21 protein-coding genes are annotated in these 22,961 nt (G+C 40.9%); 17 read left to right on the top strand and 4 right to left on the bottom strand.

Annotation, left to right across the window (positions count from 1 at the left end; all coding sequences use genetic code 11):
* Positions 1-114 precede the first annotated feature (114 nt).
* The 5 genes from AAEY99_RS05590 to AAEY99_RS05570 all read left to right on the top strand — a co-directional run bounded on the left by AAEY99_RS05590 (position 115) and on the right by AAEY99_RS05570 (position 6,286).
* Positions 115-864: a ferredoxin--NADP reductase gene (locus AAEY99_RS05590; protein ID WP_335690944.1), complete on the top strand. Its 750-nt coding sequence runs from the start codon at positions 115-117 to the stop codon at positions 862-864.
* A gap of 215 nt (positions 865-1,079) precedes the next feature.
* Complete coding sequence (locus AAEY99_RS05585) at positions 1,080-2,087, top strand: Fe(3+) ABC transporter substrate-binding protein (RefSeq protein WP_162023827.1); 1,008 nt, start codon at positions 1,080-1,082, stop codon at positions 2,085-2,087.
* Positions 2,088-2,205: 118 nt separating this feature from the next.
* Positions 2,206-3,837, top strand: a complete 1,632-nt coding sequence (locus AAEY99_RS05580; protein WP_351009580.1) for an ABC transporter permease — start codon at positions 2,206-2,208, stop codon at positions 3,835-3,837.
* Complete coding sequence (locus tag AAEY99_RS05575; protein ID WP_192114245.1) at positions 3,837-4,871, top strand: ATP-binding cassette domain-containing protein; 1,035 nt, start codon at positions 3,837-3,839, stop codon at positions 4,869-4,871. Before AAEY99_RS05580 ends, AAEY99_RS05575 begins: the two co-directional genes overlap by 1 nt.
* A 476-nt stretch (positions 4,872-5,347) precedes the next feature.
* A complete protein-coding gene (locus AAEY99_RS05570; RefSeq protein ID WP_101085318.1) occupies positions 5,348-6,286 on the top strand; it encodes a Dyp-type peroxidase in 939 nt (312 codons plus the stop codon).
* 62 nt (positions 6,287-6,348) lie between these two features.
* On the opposite strand, the gene argR is transcribed toward AAEY99_RS05570, so the two are convergent.
* Together argR and AAEY99_RS05560 are read right to left on the bottom strand one after the other, a co-directional pair.
* The gene (argR, locus tag AAEY99_RS05565) at positions 6,349-6,819 is read right to left on the bottom strand and encodes a transcriptional regulator ArgR (RefSeq protein ID WP_011636127.1); all 471 of its coding nucleotides are present in this window, start codon (positions 6,817-6,819) and stop codon (positions 6,349-6,351) included.
* A 166-nt stretch (positions 6,820-6,985) separates the two neighbouring features.
* On the bottom strand, positions 6,986-7,411 hold the full coding sequence (locus tag AAEY99_RS05560; RefSeq protein ID WP_101085319.1) for an META domain-containing protein: 426 nt from the start codon (positions 7,409-7,411) through the stop codon (positions 6,986-6,988).
* 122 nt (positions 7,412-7,533) lie between these two features.
* Here AAEY99_RS05560 and AAEY99_RS05555 point away from each other — a divergent pair, with 122 nt between their 5' ends.
* The 3 genes from AAEY99_RS05555 to AAEY99_RS05545 are packed head-to-tail and all read left to right on the top strand — an operon-like array spanning position 7,534 to position 8,709.
* Positions 7,534-7,752, top strand: a complete 219-nt coding sequence (locus tag AAEY99_RS05555) for a hypothetical protein (RefSeq protein ID WP_101085320.1) — start codon at positions 7,534-7,536, stop codon at positions 7,750-7,752.
* A 3-nt stretch (positions 7,753-7,755) separates the two neighbouring features.
* Positions 7,756-8,304 carry a GNAT family N-acetyltransferase gene (locus AAEY99_RS05550; RefSeq protein WP_101085321.1) on the top strand — a complete coding sequence of 183 codons (549 nt, stop codon included), beginning with the start codon at positions 7,756-7,758 and terminating at the stop codon, positions 8,302-8,304.
* Positions 8,305-8,352: 48 nt separating this feature from the next.
* Complete coding sequence (locus tag AAEY99_RS05545; protein WP_351009578.1) at positions 8,353-8,709, top strand: hypothetical protein; 357 nt, start codon at positions 8,353-8,355, stop codon at positions 8,707-8,709.
* Positions 8,710-8,871: 162 nt separating this feature from the next.
* Here the strand turns inward: AAEY99_RS05545 and AAEY99_RS05540 are convergent, their stop codons facing one another.
* Positions 8,872-9,459 (bottom strand): GNAT family N-acetyltransferase, encoded by a 588-nt coding sequence (locus tag AAEY99_RS05540; RefSeq protein WP_351009576.1) that lies wholly within the window; start codon positions 9,457-9,459, stop codon positions 8,872-8,874.
* Positions 9,460-9,620: 161 nt separating this feature from the next.
* Positions 9,621-10,772 carry a methionine adenosyltransferase gene (gene metK, locus AAEY99_RS05535; protein ID WP_162023823.1) on the bottom strand — a complete coding sequence of 384 codons (1,152 nt, stop codon included), beginning with the start codon at positions 10,770-10,772 and terminating at the stop codon, positions 9,621-9,623.
* A 532-nt stretch (positions 10,773-11,304) separates the two neighbouring features.
* Between metK and tkt the strand changes: the two genes are divergently transcribed.
* The 9 genes from tkt to AAEY99_RS05490 all read left to right on the top strand — a co-directional run bounded on the left by tkt (position 11,305) and on the right by AAEY99_RS05490 (position 22,822).
* Positions 11,305-13,299, top strand: a complete 1,995-nt coding sequence (gene tkt, locus AAEY99_RS05530) for a transketolase (protein ID WP_101085325.1) — start codon at positions 11,305-11,307, stop codon at positions 13,297-13,299.
* 189 nt (positions 13,300-13,488) lie between these two features.
* Positions 13,489-14,508 carry an erythrose-4-phosphate dehydrogenase gene (gene epd, locus AAEY99_RS05525; RefSeq protein WP_101085326.1) on the top strand — a complete coding sequence of 340 codons (1,020 nt, stop codon included), beginning with the start codon at positions 13,489-13,491 and terminating at the stop codon, positions 14,506-14,508.
* A 79-nt stretch (positions 14,509-14,587) separates the two neighbouring features.
* Positions 14,588-15,763 (top strand): phosphoglycerate kinase, encoded by a 1,176-nt coding sequence (locus tag AAEY99_RS05520; protein WP_101085327.1) that lies wholly within the window; start codon positions 14,588-14,590, stop codon positions 15,761-15,763.
* Positions 15,764-15,918: 155 nt separating this feature from the next.
* On the top strand, positions 15,919-16,983 hold the full coding sequence (fba, locus tag AAEY99_RS05515; RefSeq protein WP_101085328.1) for a class II fructose-bisphosphate aldolase: 1,065 nt from the start codon (positions 15,919-15,921) through the stop codon (positions 16,981-16,983).
* A 194-nt stretch (positions 16,984-17,177) separates the two neighbouring features.
* Positions 17,178-18,518 carry an MATE family efflux transporter gene (locus AAEY99_RS05510; RefSeq protein ID WP_162023822.1) on the top strand — a complete coding sequence of 447 codons (1,341 nt, stop codon included), beginning with the start codon at positions 17,178-17,180 and terminating at the stop codon, positions 18,516-18,518.
* Between the two features lie 116 nt (positions 18,519-18,634).
* Positions 18,635-19,375 (top strand): DUF481 domain-containing protein, encoded by a 741-nt coding sequence (locus AAEY99_RS05505; RefSeq protein ID WP_101085330.1) that lies wholly within the window; start codon positions 18,635-18,637, stop codon positions 19,373-19,375.
* Between the two features lie 588 nt (positions 19,376-19,963).
* Entirely contained in the window at positions 19,964-20,710 is a 747-nt protein-coding gene (locus AAEY99_RS05500) for a hypothetical protein (protein WP_351009572.1), read from the top strand.
* Entirely contained in the window at positions 20,703-21,290 is a 588-nt protein-coding gene (locus tag AAEY99_RS05495; RefSeq protein ID WP_350979036.1) for a hypothetical protein, read from the top strand. Before AAEY99_RS05500 ends, AAEY99_RS05495 begins: the two co-directional genes overlap by 8 nt.
* 89 nt (positions 21,291-21,379) lie before the next feature.
* Positions 21,380-22,822, top strand: coding sequence for a hypothetical protein (locus AAEY99_RS05490; RefSeq protein WP_101085333.1), 1,443 nt, complete (start codon positions 21,380-21,382; stop codon positions 22,820-22,822).
* Positions 22,823-22,961 lie beyond the last annotated feature (139 nt).

Raw genomic sequence — 22,961 nt, 5'->3', positions numbered from 1 at the left:
ATCGCGTGTGATTATTCACTATAGATATAAATCGGGGAGGCTTTTAATTAAGCAAATATCTGTATAGATTGGTATTATAATAAATACATACGCCAGTCTAAAAGGAACAAAGTCATGTGGATTACCGGTACCGTGCTAAAACGCATTGATTGGAATGATAAATTATTCTCGTTGCGTATCAAAGCCGATGTCGAACCTTTTATCGCAGGTCAGTTTATTAAGCTCAGCCAAATGCGTGATGATAAACGTGTAGCGCGTGCGTATTCGCTTGTAAATCCCCCCGGGACTGATTATGTCGAGGTGCTGGCTGTTGCGGTAGAGGATGGTCAGTTATCTCCAGATCTAAAAGCATTAAGCCCAGGTGATACCATTCAAATCACGCCCAAAGCGACCGGTTTTATGACCTTAGATGAGGTACCTAAAGGGGCATTGCAAGGTAAACACTTATGGCTGTTATCAACAGGCACTGCAGTGGGGCCTTTTATCTCTATGCTTGCAACCGATGAGCCTTGGCAACGCTTTGAAAAAGTCGTGCTAGTTTATGGTGTAAGACTTGGTGAAGATTTAGCTTATTTAGAAACGATTAAACAGTTTATTAGTCAATATCCTCAGCAGTTTGTGTTTATTCCCATTGTGACCCGTGAAGATTATCCCGAAGGCTTATCATGTCGTATTCCTGATGGCATTAGCAGCGGATTAATTGAACAGAAAGCAGGCTTAGGGATTAATGCGGAACATTCTCAAGTGATGATTTGTGGTAACCCAGGAATGATAAATGATGCGCAAACCGCTTTAGTTGAAAAAGGCTTAGTAAAAAATCTTCGACGAACGCCTGGACAAATTACGGTCGAAAAATACTGGTAGTGTTTTGGTCAATCATAATTCCATGATAGTGGCTTAAGCTTGCCATATTGGCTTACAGCATAACAATTTGATGTTTTAGCCTTGGCGTTTTAACCGCTGAATGTGAAACAGCACTTGCTCCTTTTGATATGATCACTTACCCTGTTGCAATTGATAACCATTATCAATTGCGCCGGTGGCGGCGGAATATTGATTCAGTTAAGGAGCGTTGATTAATGAAATTGCTAAAAAGTGTCGCATTATTAGGCTTGGCTTGTGTTGCTTCTTCTGTGAGTGCTGCAGATGCATTAACGGTTTATTCTTATCGCCAAGCTTTCCTGATTGAACCTATTCTAGAAAAGTTTACCGAGCAAAGTGGTGTCGACGTAAAGGTTGTTTTTGCTAAAGATGGCATTGCAGAACGTATGGTGCGTGAAGGTCGCCTATCTCCCGCTGACGTGGTGTTAACATCTGACTTCTCTCGCTTAATGGAATTAGTGGAAAAAGATCTTGTTTCTCCCGTCGACAGTGCGGTGATTAATAGCAATATTCCCCCTCAATATCGGTCACAACAGAACAATTGGTATGCGCTGACGATGCGTGTTCGTAATCTGTATTCTTCAAAAGAGCGTAGCGGTAAAATTGACATCGATTACGAAGACTTAGCTTCAGCAGAATACAAAGGTAAAATTTGTACCCGCAGCGGTAAACACCCTTATAACGTCGCATTAGTGGCGTCGATGATTGCCCATGACGGTGAAGCGAAAACGAAAACCTGGTTAGAAGGGGTAAAAGCTAATTTAGCTCGTAAGCCTCAAGGCAATGATCGTGATCAAGTATTAGCAGTTAAAGAAGGCATGTGTGACATTGCTATCGGTAACAGCTACTACTACGGCAACATGCTGATGGATAAAAATCAGAAAAGCTGGGCTGAAGCGGTTGAAATTAACTTTCCTAATCAACAGAACCGTGGTGCTCATGTAAACGTATCAGGTATGGCATTAGCCAAACATTCACCGCATAAAGATAATGCGATTAAGCTAATGGAATTTCTTACTTCAAACGTTGCACAGAAAATGTATGCTGAAGTTAATATGGAATATCCGGTAAAGGCTGATGTCGAACCGTCTGAATTAGTGGCGTCATGGGGTGATTTTAAAGCCGATAGTTTGCCTATCTATAAGTTGGCTGAATATCATCAAGACGCTGTAAAACTGCTTGATGAAGTGAAATTTGATCTTTAATTGAAGCTTGTTTAAACATTATCAGCGCATTATCGATATGATTGATAGATTGATAGATTGATAGATTGATAGATTGATAGATTTATTGATGGTGCGCTAAGTTAACTCGGTATTATTTATGATTTTAGGTTTAACCAGAAGCTGGTCGCTTGCTGGTTATTTTATTACGGCAATATTAATCTTGCCACTGATTGCCTTAATTGTGCAGTCCACTCTTCCTGATCAAGCTGTATTTAGCCATTTATTCAATACAGTGCTACCGACATACATAGTCAATAGTTTATTGCTCATGTTGTTGGTTGGACTCGGAAGCCTACTTTTAGCGATTCCTGCTGCTTGGTTAATTGCCCGTTGTGACTTTCCCTTTCGCCGTTACTTTCAATGGCTACTCCTTCTCCCGTTAGCGATGCCAGCCTACATTGTGGCTTATGTTTATACCGACATGCTTGATTATGCAGGTCCGGTGCAACGTGTATTGAGGGCTTGGTTTGACTGGCAATCTCCCCACGACTATTACTTTCCCGCGATACGCAGTCTTGGCGGAGCAGCGATAATATTATCGTTAGTATTGTTTCCTTATATTTATTTATTAGCGCGTACTGCGTTTATGGAGCAGTCTTCCAGTTTGTTATACGCATCGCGTGTTATGGGATGTAGTCCGTGGCGCAGTTTTTGGCGTCTTGCGCTGCCAATGGCAAGACCCGCTTTGGCTGTCGGCGTTGCACTTGTGGCAATGGAAACCGCAGCAGACTTTGCCACCGTGAGTTATTTTGCTGTACCGACATTAACCACAGCAGTTTACGACACGTGGCTCGGCTATGGCAGTTTAACCGCGGCAGCAAAGCTGTCAGCCATTATGCTGTTAGTGGTATTTTCTATGATTGGGGTTGAGCGTTTTGCCCGTCGGAAACAACAATTATTTCAAAAACAATCTTCTCTTAATGAAGCTGACAGATATGTGTTGTCACCAAAAATGGCTTGGGTCGCATTAGGCTATTGCTCTGTTTTGTTATTTACAGCCTTTTTATTACCTTTCATTGTGTTGTGTGGATATGCTATCGATTATTTCAATGAAAGTTGGGATGTTCGATTTTGGCAGTATAGCCTAAACAGTTTATATATTGCCGCTATTGTCAGTGGTGTGTGCGTAGTCCTATCATTGATATTAATGTTTGTACGCCGTGTGAGTCCGCGACAAAGTGATCAGCTTCCCGCAAGATTGAGCAGTACTGGTTATGCTTTACCGGGAACGGTGTTGGCGATTGGTGTATTAGTACCTCTGACGCTTATCGACTTTGCGATTAACGATATTTACGATTGGTTTGGCGCCCAAGGCCCAGGTTTATTGCTGACTGGCAGCGTGTTTGCACTGATTTTTGCTTTTTGTGTTCGTTTTATTGCTATATCCATCGGCAGTTTAGAAAACAGTTATAAACGTATTTCCCCTTCTTTAGACATGGCGTGTATTACCTTAGGACGAACGCCTACTCAGCTACTATGGCGAGTACATTTGCCTTTATTACGCAAAGGGATTTTTGCCGGTGCTTTGTTAGTGTTTATTGAAAGCATGAAAGAATTACCCGCAGCGTTATTATTGCGTCCTATAGGATTTGAAAACTTGGCGACTTATGTTTTCCAATTTGTCTCAGATGAAAAACTAGAACATGGCGCATTGGCCGCTATTGTGATTGTGTTAGTTGGGCTTGTACCCTTGATTTATCTTAATCGCTCTTTGGAGCAACAAGGCTAATTATGTCAACCTTAACCATTGAAAATGTTTGCAGCGATTATCACGGTCAAGTGGTGTTGCGCCATTTAGATCTTACCTTGGCGCAAGGTGAAATTGTCGCATTATTAGGCCCCAGTGGCTGCGGCAAGACAACACTGCTGCGCGCGATTGCGGGCTTACAAGCCATTAGCCAAGGTTGCATCAGCATCAATGGGCAAACGCTGAGTGGTGATGGTGTGTTTGTTGCGAGCGAGCAACGTGGTGTGGGAATGATTTTTCAAGACTATGCCTTATTTCCGCACTTAACCGTGGCAGACAATATCTTATTTGGGGTTAACGAACTCAATCGTACTGCGCGGTTAGCTCGATTAGAAGAAATGCTCGAGTTGGTTAAATTAACCGGGTTGGCATCGCGTTACCCGCATGAATTATCAGGCGGTCAACAGCAACGAGTGTCGATTGCACGTGCATTGGCATATCAACCAGAATTATTATTGCTAGATGAACCTTTTTCCAATATCGATGCGCAAGTTCGTAACGATATGATGTTAGAAATTCGCGCCATATTGAAACAACGTAATGTCAGTGCCGTGTTTGTGACTCACAGTAAAGATGAAGCATTTGTGTTTGCAGATAAACTGGCTTTATTTAAGGATGGCGCCATTATTCAGCATGGTAAAGCCGAAACCTTATACAGTGCACCAACTGATCGCTACGTTGCCGACTTTTTAGGCGCAGGTAATTATTTACCTGTTACGGTCACCTCCAGCCATCAAGTGCACTATTCCTTGGGCGATCTTAGCAGCACAGAAGCATTGTCTTTACCTGTTGGCAGCCAAGGGCAATTATTATTGAGACCACAGCAAATTGAGTTACATCCTTGTATCAATGGCCGAGGATGCATTGTCGAAAGGCATTTCCTTGGTACGGTATGTCATTATCAGGTCCAAATTGGCGATGATATTTTGGACGTCAGTAGCCAATCAACGACGTTAATGCCCGGTCAACGAGTGGACATAAATATTACAGCGCATCCACTGGTGATTTTTAATTAACTATCAATGCTGTAATTTTAATTGTCCAGCCTGCAGTGAACCTTAGTTCGGGGAAAGTGGTTATCAAATTACCCTTTGTTTGCTAAAAGTGTTGCTAACAGTACGTTATTAACTTGTAATAACGCTGCTTTAAACACCCCAGCAATAAGATACTTACCTCATGCTTGCAAAATAATTGCTAATTTTACGATGACATAGGCTAAATATCTGATTTAGGGCTTACTTTTTGGCCCTTAACTCTAGTGAGTTCGTTAACAATTGTAATGAATGATCAAGCTGTTATCTGCACGAATATGAATACAATATGTATTACAAACGGGCTAAATGTGAGTACACTTCAAGTAATTTAAATTTGATTAAGTTAATCTAATGATTAGCTTAACTGGTAAGAGATGTTAATCGCCGTCGAATAACATCAAAACGTTAAATTATCACCGTTTAGGCCGACATTTAGTATTAAGATGGATGAAGTTAATATGGGTAACCAAGTTATGCCTCGTGAACAGTTAGGAATTTGCGCAGAAGGGAATTTACACAGTGTGTACTTGATGTTTAATGCCAACGATGGTGTTGAAGATCAGTTACGCCCATCTATTGCTAATGTAGCGCAGTATATTTATGAACTCACGGATCAATATGCCGACAGTGCTTTTAATGGCTTTGTGGGTATTGGGGCTAATTTTTGGGATACCTTTTATCCAGAATCTCGCCCTGCATTATTAAAACCTTTTCCGGCCATGAGTGAAGGTAACCGTGATGCACCTGCAATGGAATATGATCTGTTTATTCATATCCGTTGTGATCGCTATGATATTTTGCATCTTGTCGCCAATGAAATTAACCAAATGTTTGAAGATTTGGTCGAGTTAGTCGATGAGGAACGTGGCTTTCGCTTTATGGACAGTCGTGACTTAACTGGTTTTGTTGATGGTACTGAAAACCCTAAAGGACGCCATCGTCAACAAGTTGCACTTGTCGGTGATGAAGATCAAGAATTTGTCTCTGGTAGTTATGTTCATGTTCAAAAATACATGCATAACTTAAGTAAGTGGCATCGTTTACCGCTTAAAAAACAAGAAGATATTTTTGGTCGTACCAAAGTTGATGATATTGAGTATGAATCAGAAGATAAGCCATTAACCAGCCACACAAAACGAGTTAACTTAAAAGATCCACACGGTAACGCATTAGAAATTTTACGTCAAAGCATGCCATATGGTTCGATTAGAGAACAAGGATTGATGTTTATTTCAGTATGTCGTACACCGGATCACTTCGAACAAATGCTCCGCAGTATGGTGCACGGTGATGGTCACGGGAATCATGATCATTTGATGTTGTTTACTAAAGCGCTGACTGGGTCGTCTTTCTTTGTGCCATCATTGGATTTTTTAACTCAATTTGATGATGCGTAAACGCCAGTTTTAGGTAATAAAAAAGCAATGCCATGGCATTGCTTTTTTATTGAAATGGTTTTTTATTCACTATAGTTGAATAAAGATCTAACCGTTTCTAATGTCTCATCAATGGTTTTAATACTTGCTGGACAGATGAAAATAGTATCATCACCGGCAATAGTACCTAATATCCCTTCTGGTTTGCCTATTGAATCGAGCAAACGAGCGATTAATTGCGCAGCACCAGGGCTAGTTCTTACCACGATCATGGCTTGGTTATGATCGACATCCAATACCAAATTTTTAACTGGGCTACCCGCAGTAGGTACGCCTAGCTCGGCAGGGAGGCAATACACCATCTCTTGCTTAGCGTTGCGAGTGCGTACAGCACCAAATTTGCTGAGCATACGTGATACTTTAGATTGATTAATATTACCGAATCCTTCGGCTTGAAGCGCATTAACAATCTCGCTTTGGCTTCCAAAACGTTCTTCTTTGAGAATCGCTTTAAAAGTGCGTACGAGCTCATCCTGATTTCTTGTCGCTGGCATAGTGATAATTCATCTTATAGTTGTTATTCAAAAATCTAGCACATTTTGAATAGATTGACTTATTAAGTCAAGAAAGAATCAGATTTATTGAATAAAAATTCATTTTTTAATGGAACTTTAAACTGACACTAATAACTAATCCGGCGACTCATTTAAACCATAGGCTTTAGGATAAGGGTAACGATTGTTTTGTCAGTACCAATAGCGTATCACCATTTATAGACAATAGATTGAGTTTTCCTTTAGAGAAATCAACTTGTTCTACCAATGAAATCGCTTGCATCAGTTCAGCTTCTTGGGTGATTAAACTATCGATACAGGCTTTCATAGTCGAACCTGATGGTGCAAGTTGAAGCAAGTGACCTTGTTGGGCGTAACGACCAAAAAATTGATTACAGCTATTATTACCTGTCAGTTCACCGTTTGGAGCAAAAACTAAATTTGCTGGGCTATTATTAATGGTAGGAGTGTCGAGGACGACTTCTACATGCCAAGTACCAATTAATTGTTCATTTGAGACAATTTGAGTGTGGCTTTGACAAGCACTAAGGCCTAAAAATATAACAGTGGCGCCGAGAATATGCTTTATCATGTTGAGAGATTTCCATATACCAAAAAATTGCCGTTATTCTACTACTTGAGTGTGAATAAGAGCGTAAATAATTGTAATGTTTTGGATTAATGAACATTATTTAACGTATTAAAGAGTCGCAAATGATCAAATTAGTTAAAGTGTTACATTTCGTCGGTTTAATCATGTTGTTGGTGGGTGTCGGCTTATATTGGCAAAGTGATATCGGTCAACAAGTCAGTGGGATGTTGGTCATTGCTTCACTCATTGGCGTGGGAACACTAATTATGTCTCCGCTGCCCGTTGCGCTAGTGATAGAATGGGCTAAGAAACAATCTCCCAATTCAGGGTCAAAGGAATAATCATTGTCATTTATTATCCGTAAGGCGTTATTAACCGATGTTGCTGCTATTGTGCAGTTAGAACGAGCCCATGTTGATGATGAGTTGGTAGGTTCAAATAGCCAACTTCATGCTCATTCATTTACCAAAGCAGAGGTGAGCCAGTTGATAAATCAACATTGGTTTATCGTAGCTGAAGAGCAAGGGGTGATCATTGGATATGTGATGGCGGCAAAATGGTCATTTTTTTCCTCGCAACCATTGTACCGACATATTATTCAAAAACTTAAGTTTGCCGATTTAAATGGACAAGCTTTATCGACGACTAACACGTGCCAATATGGACCCGTTTGGATACAAGAATCAAAACGCGGCCAGGGAGTTTTTTCGGCGCTGGTTACCGAATTAAAAAAACAAGTGGCAGATACCTTTCCATTTATGGTGACGTATGTTGCCGCTGACAATGCGCGTTCGTTGGCAGCACATCAACAAAAAGCCGCAATGACAGAGATTGATCAATTTCGTTTTGAACAACGTGATTATTGTTTACTGGCCACAGCTAATATTACGTGATCGTTATACTAAGGGGTGTTGATAAAGTGGTTATTTATGAGGAATATTATGAGTACTAACTTTGAAGCACTCTTTTCACCCTATTTGGATTTAAGATTATCTGCATTTGACAATATGAAGCTAATAGCCGCGGTGTTGGCTGACGCGACAGAGTTGTATGAGTGTGTTGAAGCCGATTTACAAAATCCAGATGATCGGCAATTGCAGCAATCGGGGTATTTTGTGCGCTGGCAAGACATGTGGCTATTTTGTGGCGTAACCAATAATTATCAAGCAGCGATTACGCTATTTACCGATGTCGAGCGGATTAACTTAGCTTCTATCAGTGTTAAAGTAGTGCCCGTAATGACAATGCAACAAGTGTCGTTTATGTGTATTGAAAGTTCACATTTCGATCATTGTTAACGAGTTCGATCACCTTGTACTTATGCTGACTTAGTTTGATTACGCTTAAGTCTATTTGGGCTAAATTTATTGGTGTGCAATAGCCTTGAGAGGCTTTAATACGATCTAGATTTTGTCTGAGTTTGGCTCATTGATCTTATTGAGTTAGATTGTTAATCTAGATTATTTATCGGGATCATTGAGCTGCATCAACACTAGTGGTCGTTGTTCACTGTGATAGCGACGATACAACTGAGTGATGTCTGCTGGTATCGCTGATAAATCATTTTGACCTATCACGTCATTTTGATCTATAACGATAAAGTGCTGCTGTTGATATAAGCCAATTAACCACGGATGAGCAAACAAGAAGCAATTTTTAGCGGTTAATTTGGGCGCGATAAATTTCAATAACTGAGTTGAAAGCTGTTGTCCACGGTAGTCAGGGTGAACCAATAATCCATTGATTAATTGATATTGGCCAATAGGTTTAACTCTTACCGCAGCGATTATTTTTTGCTGGCTTATATCAACTTCATCAGTAGCTGGTGGGCTTAGATGATGAATGACAGCCACAGACTCTTTCTGAGCTAATCGAGCATAAGGCATATGTTGACGATAGAATAACTTGATTGCAGACCACTGTTTAATGGCTGGCAAGTTAATGGCTGGAATGTTAGTAACAGGGCTGTTTATCGCACAGGGGTTAGTTGCCGTTGATGGCTGGTGGTTTGCTGTTATCTTTGTGTTTAGCCAAGTGGGTTGATACATAATCTGAGCCATTGTTGATATTAAATGTTGAGATTAAATGTTGAGATCAAATCATTGTATTGCCAATGATAGATAAAATAAAACCGCCAGTTGGCGGTTTTATTTTTTATCGTGTTAGCTTAATACAGACACTAGCTTAAGACGATAATTATGCTGGCTGATTATAAACCTGCATCTGCACGAAGTGCTTCAGCTTTATCAGTCGCTTCCCAAGGGAAGATATCTCGGCCAAAGTGGCCATAAGCAGCAGTTTGCTGATAGATTGGGCGTGCCAAATCTAGCATTGCTGTTAAGCCGTATGGACGTAATTCGAAGTGTTGACGTATTAATTTAATCAATACTTCTTCTGATACTTTACCGGTACCGAATGTTTCAATACTAATAGACGTTGGCTCTGCAACACCAATAGCATATGACACTTGTAGCTCACAACGGTCAGCTAGACCAGCTGCAACGATATTTTTAGCTACATAACGTGCAGCATAAGCCGCGCTACGGTCTACTTTTGATGGGTCTTTACCAGAGAAAGCACCACCACCGTGACGAGCCATACCGCCGTAGGTATCTACAATAATTTTACGACCTGTTAAACCACAATCACCAACAGGGCCACCAATCACAAAGCGACCAGTAGGGTTGATAAAGTATTTAGTGTCTTTGTTTAACCATTGAGCAGGTAATACCGGCTTGATGATAGTTTCCATTACCGCTTCAATTAAATCAGCTTGACTCACGTCTTCACGATGTTGAGTAGATAATACAATCGCATCAATACCGATGATTTTGCCATCATCATAAGCAAACGTTACCTGGCTTTTAGCATCTGGGCGTAACCAAGGTAGTGTGCCGTCTTTGCGTACTTCAGACTGGCGCTTAACTAATTTGTGCGCGTAAGTAATCGGTGCAGGCATTAATACATCAGTTTCATTGCTGGCATAACCAAACATTAAACCCTGATCACCAGCACCTTGCTCTGCAGGGTCTGAACGATCAACACCTTGATTGATGTCTGGTGACTGTTTGCCTATGGCATTAAGTACCGCACATGAATCAGCATCAAAACCCATATCTGAATTGGTGTAACCGATTTCGCGTACGGTTTTACGGGTAATTTCTTCAATGTCTACCCAAGCAGAAGTGGTGACTTCACCGCCCACTAATACCATACCGGTTTTGACATACGTTTCGCACGCAACACGAGCCTTTGGATCTTGCTCAAGTATTGCGTCTAATACCGCATCAGAAATCTGATCGGCGATTTTATCTGGATGACCTTCTGAGACAGACTCAGAGGTAAACAAGTGCTTTGCCATAATAGGAGAATCTCGTTGGTTGCATTTGAATATACGTCTAGACGTCTATTTTAGTCGAAATCTAATTTGATAACACCCCTTTGTACGAATTTAACTGGAGAATTGTGCAATGGAGCATAATTTTTTTTGTTAATCATAGATATGTTTATACTGGTGAAAAATCAAGTGTTTGATTCATATTGCTTTATTTAAATGCTCATCGACTTGCGCGGTGTATTTATCATAAAAATAGACAATGTTTTTGATAGATTAGAGATTATATTGCCTAATCAGAGCCATAGCTCTGCCAATCACGATACTTTTTATTTATAAGTGGCAATAAATAATTACTCTGTATTTATCTCATGTTATGGTCATGATGACCATTTTGTGCTGTATTTACGATGTTTATTTATTGGCATTGTATGAAATCACCGTTTATTTAACGGTTAAAAAGAAACCCGAAAAATTTTAATTTGCGTCACATCGCCTTGTAGGGGAAAATATGGCTTCACAATTGCCCGTTAGACCTTACAAACAAGCAGGAGAGAGCATGTCATCTCGTAAAGTACTCGCTAACGCTATTCGCGCCCTAAGTATGGATGCGGTTCAAAAAGCTAACTCTGGTCATCCAGGTGCCCCAATGGGGATGGCAGATATCGCCGAAGTGCTATGGAATGATTTTCTAAAGCACAATCCAACTAATCCTAACTGGGTCGATCGCGATCGTTTTGTTCTGTCAAACGGTCATGGCTCTATGCTTATATACTCTTTATTGCATTTAACTGGCTATGAATTGCCTATTGAAGAGCTAAAGCAATTCCGTCAGCTGCATTCAAAAACGCCTGGTCATCCTGAATATGGTTATACCCCTGGTGTTGAAACTACAACCGGTCCTTTAGGCGCTGGTTTGAGTAATGCTGTTGGTATGGCTATTGCGGAAAAAACCTTGGCGGCTCAGTTTAACCGTCCAGGCCACGACATCGTCGATCACTTCACCTACTGTTTCTTAGGTGATGGCTGTTTAATGGAAGGTATTTCTCACGAAGTCAGTTCATTAGCCGGAACATTAGGCCTTGGAAAGTTAGTCGCATTTTGGGATGACAACGGTATTTCTATCGATGGTCATGTTGAAGGCTGGTTCACTGATGACACTCCTAAGCGTTTTGAAGCCTATGGCTGGCACGTTATTGCCGATGTAGATGGTCATAATCCTGATGCTATCCGCGCCGCGATTGAACAAGCTAAATCTGTAACAGATAAGCCATCGATGATTTGCTGTAAAACCATTATTGGTTTTGGTTCGCCTAACAAGTCGGGTAGCCATGATTGTCATGGTGCACCATTAGGTGATGCTGAAATTGCAGCAGCTCGTGAGTTCTTAAACTGGCCACACGCTCCTTTTGAAATCCCATCTGATGTGTATGCTGGTTGGGATGCTAAACATAAAGGTGTTGCTAACGAGTCATTATGGAATGACAAGTTTGCTGCTTACCAAGTTGCGTTCCCTGAACTGGCTGCAGAATATGAACGTCGCGTATTAAAAGGTGACTTACCTGCAGATTTTGAAGCAAAAGCACAAGCCTTTATCCAAGAAAGCCAAGATAAAGCCGAAGGTATTGCGAGTCGTAAAGCGTCTCAAAATTCAATTGGTTTCTTTGGTGCTATGTTGCCTGAATTACTTGGCGGTAGCGCTGACTTAGCCGGTTCTAATTTAACGCTTTGGTCTGGTTCAAAAGGTATTCAAGACGATCCTGCCGGTAACTACATCTATTACGGTGTACGTGAATTCGGTATGAGCGGTATTATGAACGGCGCGTCGTTACATGGTGGTTTTATTAACTATGGCGCAACTTTCATGATGTTCATGGAGTACGCACGTAACGCGGTACGTATGTCAGCATTAATGGGCATTCAAAACATTTTCGTTTATACCCATGATTCAATCGGTCAAGGCGAAGATGGCCCAACTCACCAACCGGTTGAGCAATTAGCTAACTTACGTTTAACGCCTAATATGGCTGTTTGGCGTCCATGTGATGCTGCGGAAACGGCAGTATCTTGGAAGGCGGCGATTGAACGTCGTGATGCACCAACTTCATTAATCTTTAGCCGTCAGGGTCTTAAGGCACAAGCGCGTACTGCTGAGCAATTAGCTAACGTAGCTAAAGGTGGTTATGTACTGTCTGATTGCCAAGGCACTGCTGATGTGATTTTGATTGCCACAGGTTCAGAAGTGCAGTTGGCGATGGATTCTGCCGCAGAGCTCACCAAACTAGGTCAAAAAGTGCGAGTAGTTTCTATGCCTTCTACGACTGAGTTTGATAAGCAAGATGCTGCTTACAAAGAATCTGTACTACCAAAAGGCGTCACTAAACGTGTTGCGGTTGAAGCGGCACATACTGACTTCTGGTACAAATATATTGGTTTTGATGGTGCTGTAGTGGGTATGACCACCTTTGGTGAGTCTGCTCCTGGTGGTGATTTACTTAAACATTTCGGCTTCACTGTTGATAATGTAGTAAAAACTGTCCAATCTTTAGGATAATCATCTGAGATTAAACACTTATCTATTAGGTGTTTAATCTGTATAATAACGGCCTGCAATACTATTGTAGGCCGTTTTTTTATCTCTTTAATTCACGTGAAATAATATATGCTAAGTCACTTATTAATAGATGTTTTTATCATAATTTGTTGAATAATAAGTGCTTCGGATAATTACTCTGGACCCTAAATGATTCGAGTTGCAATTAATGGTTATGGCCGGATTGGCCGCTCAATACTTCGTGCATTGTACGAATCTGGAAAACGTCAACAAATCCAAATTGTGGCGATCAATGAGTTGGCAAAGCCAGAAGCCATATGTCATTTAACTCAATATGACACGACTCATGGTCGTTTCAAGCATACCGTTAAGCTAAATGGTGATCAGTTGCTTATTGGTGATGACAGCATTTTATTACTCAATCAACCCGATGCTAATTTATTGCCTTGGGCTGAACTTGATATCGATATCGTTTATGAAGCCACCGGCAGCTTAATTGATCGTCAAGCTTGCGAAGCACATATTCATGCAGGTGCTAAGCAAGTGCTGATAAGCCATCCTTCTTCTGCAGATGTTGATGAGACCATTGTATATGGTGTTAATCATGATTTGTTGCGCGCAGAGCATACCGTTATTTCTAACGCATCTTGCACTACCAATTGTATTGTTCCGGTTATCGATGTATTGGATAAGCATTTTGAAGTCAAGAGTGGCGCCATTACCACGATTCACTCGGCGATGAACGATCAACAAGTGATCGATGCTTATCATGATGATTTACGTCGAACTCGTGCTGCTGGTCAATCTATTATTCCGGTAGACACAAAATTAGCGCGAGGCATTGAGCGTATTTTGCCGCATATGAAAGATAAGTTTGAAGCGATTTCTGTTAGGGTGCCAACCATAAATGTGACCGCGATCGACTTGTCTGTCACGCTAGAGAAAAAAGTCAATATTGAGCAAATTAACCGTGTGTTACAACTTGCGTCAAACGGCAGTTTTAATGGTATTTTAGGCTATACTGACGAGCCTCTGGTATCGTGTGATTTTAACCACGATCCACGTTCAAGTATTGTAGACGGAACCCAAACGCGTGTCAGTGCTGGCCACTTGGTCAAATTATTATTATGGTGCGACAACGAATGGGGTTTTGCCAACCGCATGCTGGATACTAGCTTAGCGATGATTCAAGCAAAGTTAGATCGATAATATCAACAGATTATGTCGCAATGGGTTAAGCCGGTTGCGCAGCAAGACTTTGTATTAACTTAAAAAGGAACTGCTAATTATGGCAATTATTAACATGACAGATTTAGATCTACAAAATAAGCGTGTGCTTATTCGTGAAGATTTAAACGTACCTGTCAGCGACGGTGTTGTAACAAGTGATGCACGTTTACGCGCATCATTACCTACCATTCAACTCGCATTGAAAAAAGGCGCTGCCGTAATGGTGATGTCTCATTTAGGCCGCCCAACAGAAGGCGAGTTTAACGCTGAATATTCAATGCAGCCGGTAGTCGATTATTTAGCTAAAGCGTTAGACTGCCCAGTGCGCTTAGTGAGTGATTATCTTGATGGCGTTGACGTGAATGTTGGCGAAGTTGTGGTATTTGAAAACGTTCGCTTTAATATTGGCGAAGGTAAAAACGATGAAGCTCTGTCTAAAAAAATGGCAGCATTATGTGATGTGTATGTAATGGACGCATTTGGTACGGCTCATCGTGCCCAAGCATCGACTCATGGTGTAGGTGTTTATGCTCCTATTGCTTGTGCTGGACCATTATTGTCGCAAGAATTAGATGCATTAGGCAAAGCGCTTGATAACCCTGCTCGTCCAATGGTGGCGATAGTAGGTGGTTCTAAAGTGTCGACTAAATTAACTGTGCTTGAAAGCCTATCAACTAAGGTTGACCAGCTTGTTGTGGGTGGCGGTATTGCCAATACCTTTATCGCAGCTGCGGGTTATAACGTCGGTAAATCATTGTATGAAGCTGATTTAGTGGAAGAAGCAAAGCGTCTTGTGGCAAATGCTAGAAGCCGTGGTGGTGATATCCCTGTACCAACAGATGTTGTTGTAGCAAGCGAATTTAGCCCAACTGCAACTGCAACATTAAAGTCAGTAGCAGACGTGACCGACAGCGATATGATTTTTGATATCGGCCCAGATAGCGCAGAAGCACTGGCTAAAATTATTGAACAAGCAGGGACGATCGTCTGGAATGGTCCTGTTGGCGTGTTTGAGTTTGATCAATTCGGCGAAGGTACTAAGCGTATTGCCCAAGCCATTGCTAATTCTAAAGCGTTTTCTATTGCTGGCGGTGGTGACACGCTAGCGGCAGTCGATAAGTATAACATTGCTGACAAAGTGTCTTATATTTCAACCGGCGGTGGTGCTTTCCTTGAGTTTTTAGAAGGTAAAGAATTACCCGCTGTAGCAATGCTTGAAAAGCGTGGCGCTTAGATCACATATCAAGTATTTGTACCGTAAAACCTAATAATAATTATTATAAAAAAATGCTCTGTCATAACCTACAGGATGTAGGTTGTGCCAGAGTTTAAAATCCGTCCAAACGATAGCGACCTAGGTGAGTAATCACCCTATTAATGGAGAACAAAATGGCTCTTATCTCTCTACGACAACTGCTTGATCATGCTGCAGAGCATGGTTATGGCGTCCCTGCATTTAACGTGAACAACCTTGAACAAATGCGTGCAATTATGCAAGCGGCTGAAGCAACTGACAGCCCTGTTATTGTGCAAGCATCTGCTGGTGCACGTAAATATGCTCGCCCACAGTTTTTAAAATATCTTATGGCTGCTGCGCTTGAGCAGTATCCAGATATTCCGGTATGTATTCATCAAGATCACGGTACTGATCCTGACATTTGTCAGCGCTCAATCCAGTTAGGCATGTCATCAGTCATGATGGATGGCTCGTTGATGGCCGATGGTAAAACACCCGCGTCATACGAGTATAACGTGGATGTGACTCGTCGTACTGTGGCTTTTGCTCATGCATGTGGTGTGTCAGTTGAAGGTGAAATCGGTTGTTTAGGCAGTTTAGAAACTGGCCAAGCAGGCGAAGAAGATGGTGTGGGTGCTGCGGGTATTCTCAGCATGGACCAAATGCTAACAACTCCAGAAGAAGCAGCGCGTTTTGTTGCCGATACTCATGTTGATGCATTAGCTATTGCGATTGGTACCAGCCATGGAGCGTACAAGTTTAGCCGTAAACCTACTGGTGATGTATTACGTATAGACCGTATTAAAGAAATTCATGCGCGTATCCCTAACACGCATTTAGTGATGCACGGTTCATCTTCTGTACCGCAAGAGTGGCTGAAAATCATCAACCAGTATGGTGGTGAAATTCCAGAAACTTACGGCGTACCATTAGAAGAAATCGTTGAAGGTATTAAGCACGGTGTGCGTAAAGTGAACATTGATACCGATTTACGTTTGGCATCAACGGGTGCAGTGCGTAAATTCTTAGCTGAACATCCTGCAGAATTTGATCCGCGTAAATTCTTAAAAGCATCAATGGAAGCGATGGCTGACATTTGTACTACTCGTTATGAAGCATTTGGTTGTGCGGGTATGGCCTCTAAAATTAAGCCTAAGTCACTACAAGCAATGTATAAAGCTTATCAATCTGGTGAACTTGACCCTAAAATCATGTAAACCTTTTTTACGTTAAAACAGCAAATCAGCTCATTTTTTGAATGAGCTGATTTTTTTGTAAATTAATAACGAAAAACGTTGTTTTTTTAAACGCTATCTAGCATCATCCTCGCCTTAAAAATTGACGCAAAAACGTCATCATTTATTGATATAACCTTATTCCGTTAGCCATCTTTAATAGTTGAACTCATTATATGCTTGTTAAGCCGAATGCACCTTTATCCTTATTTTCACTGACCTGGCCATTGTTCGTCGACTTTGCTTTGCACTTTTTAACGGCAGCAATTAATACTTTTATGATAAGCCATGTGTCGTATCAAGGTGTAGCGGCGCTGTCGGTTGGTAATATGGTGTTTGAACTGGCCATTACGTTATTTAGTTTCGTCAGTATTGGCGCTAGTGTTGTCATTACTCAGTATTTAGGGGCTAATAATAAAGCTGCAGCCAGTGCCGTAGTGTATTCATCTATCGGATTCAATTTTTTAGTTGGTTTGGTCGCAGCGGTAGGTATTTTAACCGGCTCAACCATGATGTTGAATCTAATGAACTTACCTGCGGAGCTTATGGCCGATGGTAAATTGTATTTACAAATTGTCGGTTTGTGTTTAATTCCCGAAGCGATGGCCATGTGCTTAGCGGCCGGAATGCGGGCTCATGGTTTTACCCAGCAAGCTATGTGGGTAACATTATCGATGAATGTGATCACCTTTATCGGCAACTTATTATTGCTCTATGGTTGGTTTGGTTTGCCACAAATGGGTGTAGCAGGGGTTGCGATTAGTACTGTTGTTGGGCGACTAGTGGGTGTGAGCATTATGATGGTGTTGTTTGTACGCTATACCAAAATACCATTACACATTCCGAGTATTTTGCGTCCAGATAAAGTCATGCTAAAAAAAGTGTTTCACATTGGTTTACCTGCCGCCGGCGAAAACGTCTCGTGGATGCTGCAATTTATGGTCGTCACTTCATTTGTTGGCTTAATGGGTGATAAAGCCTTAGCGGCGCAGTCATTATATTTTCAAATTTGTATGTTTATCTTATTGTTCGGGCTATCGATAGGCATAGGTAACGAAATTATTATTGGTCATATGGTGGGTGCTAAGCAATTAAAAGCTGCAGAGCATCAAATGTATCGCGCATTAAAATTGGGTTTGATTGTTACCAGTGTTGTGGCTTTATTCGTTGCAATATGGGGACCTAACCTTGTCGGTCTGTTTACTGATGAACAGGACATTATTGTCCTTGTGGGGCAATTATTTGTACTCACGTTAGTTATGGAGCCCGGTAGAACTTTTAATTTAGTGGTGATTAATGCGTTAAGAGCTAGCGGCGATGCCAAGTTTCCGTTTTTTATGGGCTTATTTTCAATGTGGTGTATCGCGGTACCAGGTGCTTATTATCTCGGGATCCATTTAGAGTATGGTTTATTGGGTATTTGGGCTGCCTTAGCGCTTGATGAGTGGGTTAGAGGGTTGGCGATGTTGTGGCGTTGGCGCAGTGGCCGTTGGCAGGCTAAGAGCCTTGTTGCTTAACGCTTAAGGGGATGACTATTTTTCAATTCTGCGATCAAAGTGTTAGTATGCGTGGGAATTTTAAGCGCATGACCCCCCATTAGATTTTGTAAATCGTAAATAAAGGACGAAATGACATGAAAAAACTGCTACTTACTGCAGCTATTACACTAACCATGCCATTTGCAGCACATGCTGGAAGTGAGTTTGTTGAAGGTGATGCCACTCTTGCTGGTGAAGCAGAATTAGGTGCGACTTTAACCACAGGTAATACCGATACTTCTTCGTTTAAAGCGCGCCTAGCGTTGAAACAAGAATTAGGTGACTGGGAAAACGAGTATGTGTTTGAAGGATTATACAAAGAAGATACCGAAGAAGTGACTGCAAAGCGTTATTTTCTTGGTGTGCAAGGTGACTATCAAATTAATGATTTGAGCTATTTGTTTGCTAACACTAACTATGAAGTTGATCCATTCACTGGTTATGATTTCACTTCAACGACGTCAGCTGGTTATGGTTACCGTTTTATTGATACCGACAGAATGTCTTTAAAAGCGGAGGCGGGTCCTGGTTATATTTACCAACAACTTGATGAAGAATCAGCACTGGCAGAAGGTTATGATAGCGACGACAGCGTTGTTGCTCACGCGGTGATTGATTTCCAAACCAAGATCAGTGATTCATCTAAGTTCCAACAGAAATTTATTGCCGATTGGGGTAGTAAATTAGATGCGCGTTCTGAAACTTCATTAACTGCCAATATCGTAGGTGCTCTAGCGATGAAATTTGCCGTTATTGTGCGTTATAACAGTGAACCGCTTGATGACAAAGAAAGCACTGATACTGAAACAAACATGACATTACTTTACGCATTTTAAGTGACTAATCTAAAGCCTAGTTCACTTGAGTGTAAGTAACAGAAAGCTGGCTTTGCCAGCTTTTTTTATGGGCTGTTAGCTGTAATATTGTCTTACCTATATACCAAAAACACTGACTATTGAGCCATTGTGAAGCCGTAACTTACTTATTCAATCGGTAGTACACTAAGGCATCCACTCGCTTGTCAATATACATCCAACCGTTATTCATCGCTAATTAGGTTGATTTTACTTTTAATCAGCTTGCTATTGATGGCTCAATTTCTGCTATTGCCAGCGCGATCACCAGCAATAATATTAGCTCTGTATTGACCATGGTCTTAACCTTTCCCATTTTAAACCTGGGCGAATCAACAATAATATGAATCAATAATAATATGAATTAACAATAATATGAATTAACAATAAGATTAATTAGCAATTTCTATATTCAATATCATGCAATTATACCTTGCGCAAATAATCGCTATATTCGCGGACTGGTTCACGAATTAGCAATATTATCCGGAGGATAGCTGGCTTAACATCCATTAAACTCTCACTTTGAGAGTATACTTTTTGAATCAGTCGATACACTGAGACAGGGCGATGCAAATAGGATGTTGTTGGTTCGACAATACACAACGTTTGTTGGTCGATCAGACCACGGCAGCCCAGTGGCATTTAAATGATCACGAGTATTGGATTCTGAGCCAGTTAGTCCTGCATCGTGGTCAAGTCGTTCCCTTATCTATGCTTGAAACAGTGGCCATTTCAGGCGACTGTCCTCATCAATTATCTCATGCTGAACTACTCGATATTATCGGCAAAATTATTAATTACATGTGTAAGCGCCATACCAACCTTATTGAATATGTACCTGAACAGGGGGTGATTTTATATTCAACTGCAACCGCTAAGCGTACTAAAATCTTGGAATTACCTGAACGGCTATTATCTTTAGGTCAGTATCTGTTTATTATTGTTATTCTACTATGTGTATTATTATTTGTTTACTCTAAGCTTAACCCTCCAGAGTTTGCTCAAGCCGATGTATTGCGACAAGTGCTAAGCCCTGATGGACGTATTGTTCAGTTGTTTGTGTTTGACAATAATAATCAGCAAGATGCCATTTTGCATGCGGACTGCTTATCATCGCAACTACGCCTTTGTCACAATATTCGCTGGGATTCCATTCACGTTGCTTTGTCGGCCAATCAAGATTATATGAGTTTCACTTTAACCGACTCCAGTGAAGCGACACCATTAATTAATAGTATCAAAGTCAGTATCGATAATATGGGTACGCCATTTATCACCCAGCAATGGCTACAAAAGGTACACATTTGTGGCTAGATTAAGAACCCTATTATTACATATTAAAATACGCCGATTACTACAGTCAAAACGCGGCAAACTTTTTTTTGTATTAAGTTTTCTATTCATTATATTCATTGCTACCAGTGTGCTTAATCGCATTGCAAATACCCATAATGTTTGGTATTTCAATTGCCATGCCGATGGTTATTTCAGTCAACAAGGAGAGTCGTCGTTAACGGTTGATAAAAGCAATTTATGGTTAATGCTAGATATTGATCACCATCAAGCTCAGCTGACTTATAAACTCGAGTCCGCAACCGACGTTACCGAAATTGCTCAACTATTAGGTAAGGTTAAACATGTTGATATTGGCTCATTTACTTATCATTTAGCGTTAACACTGCAACCTATCAGTTGGCAACAAAACAGTCGGCTGCAACCATATTTACGAAATGAATATGGTGTTTCTGCTCACCACTTAATGGCTGGTTCTAGCGTATCTCAGCAGATTCAGGTAATTGACTTAGATAATACATTGACGAGAGCAACGTTAAAATTTCTGCCAAGTAATAACATCTGGTCCTGTCAGTTACTATCAGCCAATACTTCCGATTGATTTTGATTGAAAAAATTAACTTTTAGCTTAATATTCCCATTGCGGTATAGTAGTTATGTGTCAATTTTAAAAGGTGTGTGAAATATATAGTGGCAAAAGTTAAAGTAAAACAAGAAGAAGCGTTATCAATAAAGTTCAGTCATCAAATGGGCCCTGGTGATCAACGGGTATTTGATCTGTATTTTTATTTGCCAACAGAAATGGGTATTGGTTCGCATACCTTAGATGAAGAGGATTATTATCACAGTAGTATTCTTGGGCGTCGTTCTTATTATTCTAAAGGGCTGCATTTACCCTTAGTTCAGTCCCGTTTCGTCAGTTTAAATAAACGCACCTTAGAAGAGTTTCGTTTATACCTCAATTTATTCGCTTATCAATTTGCTGTCGCCATTGAAACTGACGTTAAAGAGTTGCACCAAAAACTAGAATTAAATGAATTTTATCCTGCTTTAGATGAGCTTTGTGATGTGGTTGCGCAACTATTGAAAAAGTTTCGACGCAATGAACCGAATGATCCTAAGTGGAAATCTTATTTTGAGCATGCCGATAATTACTTGTCTTGGTTTTGTGAGCAGCAGTTATTAAAGACATTGGCACGTAGTCCTAGAAGTGCTGACTATAGTGATGTTAAAGAAAAAGTGCTCAATTTATGCCGTAACGAGAATCACTACCGCGAGCAAGTATGCAAATATAACTCTATGCAAACCCAGCAAGACGCTAACCGTATTTCAAATAAGATGTTGCTATTGCGTCGACTCATTCAACAAGGCGTAGTATTAAAAGAAGAATTAAAACCGCTTGGAGTAGGGTTAAAGAAATTTGTTACTGGCGTCGCCACTGGGTTGGTGATGTTGGTGGTATCGGCATTGATTATAAAAGCCCAAGGTTTCTTTAATGGCTTAACCTTGACCTTGTTGCTGACGTTAGCGGTTATTTATGGTTTCAGGGAAATCTTTAAAGAGGATTTTCGTAATGCGATGTGGCGGCTTATCCAACGCGGTCGTCCAAGATGGAGCCGTATTTTACGGGATACCACGACTCAAACCGTGGTGGCTAAGCAGTTAGTTTGGCTCGAATTCATGCGCAGCCAAGATATTCCCAAAACGGTGGCAGATATTATGAGGCAACGCCACAGCCAGAATAAAGTGGATTCGGAAGTACTGCATTATCGTATTGCGACTAAGGTGGCAAATAAGCCTTTTGAGGCTGATTATTCACAAATTCAAGAACAAGTGAACTTCAGTTTAGTGCCTTTTGCCCGCCATTTAGAGCGAGGAAAAGCTAAAATATACTCAGAAAGTGAAGGTAATATTAGTAATGAGTCTGTAGAACGTCGTTATCAAGTCAATTTGGTTGCGGTGTTACGTGACGGAAAGCAACAACCTGAATATGCTCGCTTTAAAGTGACCATGAATCGTTCAAGCATTGTTGAAATTACTGAAAGTAAACTACCTGATAATGTTCAGCCTTTCAGGCTCGAATCAGATGAGATCCTTCCTGAAGTGGTGAGTCATCCGAAACCACACGCTTAAGATTAGGTTGGACACCATAATAGTATGTTGATGTTCATCGAGTAGCCCAATGAATGGGCATTATCCATTCATTAAACAACCGTGCAAATTGAATATCACCTGACGTTACACAATACTGCGTCAGGTGATTTAATCTATC

The organism is Shewanella sp. S1-58-MNA-CIBAN-0166 (assembly GCF_040310085.1).
Classification (GTDB): Bacteria; Pseudomonadota; Gammaproteobacteria; order Enterobacterales; family Shewanellaceae; genus Shewanella.
Note: the sequence above shows the minus strand (reverse complement) of the source record. Positions and strands in the feature narration are given on the sequence as shown.